General features: G+C 70.4%; 4 protein-coding genes and 1 pseudogene. All 5 read right to left on the reverse strand.

Going from position 1 to position 3,316, the window contains the following annotated elements; all coding sequences use genetic code 11:
• Positions 1 to 358: pseudogene (locus tag B1991_RS19055) on the reverse strand (hypothetical protein); the annotation flags it as partial.
• Between the two features lie 110 nt (positions 359 to 468).
• Positions 469 to 777 carry a PepSY domain-containing protein gene (locus B1991_RS18460; protein ID WP_136260132.1) on the reverse strand — a complete coding sequence of 103 codons (309 nt, stop codon included), beginning with the start codon at positions 775 to 777 and terminating at the stop codon, positions 469 to 471.
• A 68-nt stretch (positions 778 to 845) separates the two neighbouring features.
• Positions 846 to 1,985, reverse strand: coding sequence for a glycosyltransferase family 4 protein (locus tag B1991_RS18465; RefSeq protein WP_136260133.1), 1,140 nt, complete (start codon positions 1,983 to 1,985; stop codon positions 846 to 848).
• The gene (locus B1991_RS18470; RefSeq protein WP_246031237.1) at positions 1,982 to 2,728 is read right to left on the reverse strand and encodes a polysaccharide deacetylase family protein; all 747 of its coding nucleotides are present in this window, start codon (positions 2,726 to 2,728) and stop codon (positions 1,982 to 1,984) included. Before B1991_RS18470 ends, B1991_RS18465 begins: the two co-directional genes overlap by 4 nt.
• 129 nt (positions 2,729 to 2,857) lie before the next feature.
• The coding region (locus B1991_RS18475) for a sensor histidine kinase (RefSeq protein ID WP_246031238.1) at positions 2,858 to 3,316 on the reverse strand (459 nt) is incomplete at its 5' end.

Consider the following 3,316-nt stretch of genomic DNA (forward strand, 5'->3'; position numbering starts at 1 on the left):
AGCGCTCTACCCGGGTGCGGAGATCGACATCCTCGGCAGCGGCGCCGGCGCCTGCCTGTACGCCAACCGATTCAGCGTCCGCACCCGGGTAGAGCGCTTCGATTTCCGCGATCAGCGGACTGATCAGCACGCTGTTGCCAAGCCGGTGGTTGGGCCGGCACACCAGCACCCGGTGGATGCCGGCGCGCGGCAAGCCGCCGGGCTCGCACAAGTTGTGGCCGACCCGCTGCAACTGTCGGCGCAGGAGCGCCGCCGCCCACGCGCGACCACGCGCATCCCATGAAGAGGAGACCTGGCGGGAGGCGGCCGCGGGCAACGGCGCGACGAGGAGCGAGCGGAGCGTGTCGGGACGAGTCATGCGCAGAGCATGAAGCGCGTCGCTTTCAGCACGCTTATCGGCTCGTGAGTATCGGGTTAACCACGCGACGGCGCGCGTGGTGCCCTGTCGGGCCGTCGGTGGCCGCACGCTCAATCGTTGTCCGCGCCCTCGATCGAGTTCTCCAGCACCTTGCCGGTGTGCGCATCCACGCCGACCTCGTGGGTGACGTTGGCGGCGGTGATGTCGAACGAATAGCGCAGGCCGCTGCCGCCGGGTTCGCGCTCCAGTTCCTGCTTGACGATGTGGCCGGGATACGTCTTCAGGGCGATCGCACGGGCGTGCTGCATGTCGAGCTTTGCCTGCGCCTGCAGGTTGGCCGTCGACGCGGCCTGCGCCGTCAGCGCGGCGCCGGTTGCCAGCAGTGCCAGCACGAGCGGGGTGACGAGTTGGGTGCGCATGGTTCTTCCTTCCGTCTGTGGGGGGAAGGCCAGCATCGTCGCTCAGGCTTCGAGCTTGCTTAGTCTGCTCACACCCGGCCCGGCAACGGCCGCTTGCGGCGGTGCCGATGGATGCCTTTCGCGCGGATGGCCGAGGCGGCGGTCAGCAGGTGCACGAAGCGGGCTGCTATCACGTTCGTGCTGAAACGTTCGCGGACGAACGCCTCGGCCGCCGCGCCCATCGGCAGCCGGCGCGACGGGTCGCACATGTTCACGATGGCGGTGCGCCATGCCTCGACGTCGCCGGGCGGCAGCAGCACGCCGGTGACACCGGGCTGCAGCGTTTCCGGGATGCCGCCGATGTCGCTGGCCAGCACCGGCAGGCCGGCGGCCTGCGCTTCCACCGAGACGCGCCCGAAGGTCTCCGGCGCGATCGACGGGAAGGCCAGCATCGACATGGCGCTGTAGTACGGGTGGATGTCGTTGGCCCAGCCCGGGAAATGGTGCCGGTTGCCCAACGGATGCGCGGCGGCGCGCTCGCGCAGCGCCTGCGCATCCGGGCCGTCGCCCAGCCACAGGCAATGCAGCTGCGGCTGCTGCGCCATCGCCGCGGTGGCGGCGTCGAACAGGGTGAAGATGCCCTTGCCTTGCTGCATCCGGCCGCAGAAACCGAGCACGACGGGGTCGCCGAAGATGTCCAGGCTGCGCAGGATCGCGCTGCGCTGTACCGGGTCGTGCCGGCACAACGCCATGTTCACCGGGTTGTAGAGGACTTGCACCAGGCCGGGCGGCACGCCGCGCTCGAGATAGGCGCGGCGCGCATGGCGGGACACGGCGAAGAAGCGGTGCGCCAGCCGCGGCAGCAGCCAGGCCGAGACGCGCCTCATCGGCGGCACGCGGTGGCGGAACAGCACGACCGGGATGCGCAGCAGCCGGCCGATCACGATCAGCGGCCAGTACTCCTTGCCGAAGTTGCCGACCAGCCAGTGTGGCCGCAGTTGCCGCGCCGTGCGCAACACCGTGGCGTAGCCGCGCAGGTCCAGCGCGTTGCGGAAGGTGGCGCGGTGCAGCTGCACGGCGGTGTCGGCAAGCTGCTGTTCGATCAGTCCGCCGGCGGCGGCGATCACGCCGACCTCGTGGCCGGCCTCGGCCAGCGCCTGCGCCAGCGCGACGAAATGGGTGGCCGCGCCGGTGTGCTCCGGGTTGGTGCCGAGCAGCAGGAACCTCATGCGCGGCGATCCTCGTAGCGGGTCAGCACACGCATCGCGAACTGCGGCAGCAGATGGTGCCGCGCGACCTGTATCCGCGGCAGTCGCCACAGGTCGGCGCCGGCCACGGCGCGCCCGCGGCGCGTGGTGGTGGCCGCGGCGTAGCCGGCCTCCCGCACCACGGCGACCGCACGGTCGTCGGCGTCGCCGTAGGGGTAGCAGAACTGGGTCACCGCGCAGCCGAGGCGATCTTCGAGGTCCGCCTTGCAGCCGTGGATCTCGCCGTGCAAAACAGCATCCGCGCACTGGCTGAGCCGCGGATGGGTGCGCGTGTGCGCGCCGATCTCCATGCCGGCGTCGCTCCAGCGGCGCATGTCCGCGGCCGACATCAGCGGCTTGCGGATGCCGAGCCGTTCGGCATCCCACACGTTGAAACGGCCGATGCTGCCGCTGACCATGTAGGCCGTGGCGCTGAAACCGAACGCCTGCAGCACCGGCAGCGCCGCATCGAGGTTGTCGACATAGCCGTCGTCCAGCGTGATGGCGACGACCCGCCCGCGGCGTTCGCCGCGCAGGTACGGCAGCGCCGCCGACATCGACAGGCCGGTGTATCCCAGCTGGTGCAGCAGCCACATCTGCCGCGCAAACTTCGCCGGGCTTACATAAAGGCTGCGATAGGTGCGCAACCCCGCGGGGACCGGCGCGATGTTGTGATACATGAGCACGGGCACCACCTGGTTGCCCGTCTTCCCCGCCTTGTTCATGCCTGTTTCCGTCGCGCCCGGGTTTGCGAACCACCGGCGCGCATCGGCCAGTGGCATCGGCCGGCATTCTCCGGGCGGCCGGCTTTCAGCCGGCTTACGGATGCGCAAGCCGGCCGGCGGCGTATCAGTTCAGCCGTTGCGCGGAATGCTTACCTTCACGCGCAGGCCGCGGCCGAACGGCGAGTCGAGCAGTTCGATGCTCGCACCGTGCAATTCGGCGGCGCGTTGCACGATCGACAGGCCGAGGCCGTAGCCTTCGCCACGGCTGCTCGACTCGCGATGGAAGCGCGCGAACACCGCGGCGCGCCGTTCGGGCGGGATGCCGGGGCCGTCGTCGGCCACGTCGATGGTGGTGGTGGCCGCGCCCTGCGCGATCGCCAACTGCACCTGGCCGCCGGCCGGCACGTGGCGCATGGCGTTCTCGATCAGGTTGCGCAGCAGCGCGGCCAGCGCGGCCTCGTGGCCTTGTACCAGCAGCGGCCGGTCGTCGTGGCTGAAGCCGAGCTCGGCGCCGCACTCGGAGATCACCGGGGTCAGTTCCTCGATCACGTCGATCGCCACGCCCACCAGATCGACGGACTGGCGCTG

This window comes from Rhodanobacter lindaniclasticus (genome assembly GCF_004799035.1).
Taxonomy (GTDB): domain Bacteria; phylum Pseudomonadota; class Gammaproteobacteria; order Xanthomonadales; family Rhodanobacteraceae; genus Rhodanobacter; species Rhodanobacter lindaniclasticus.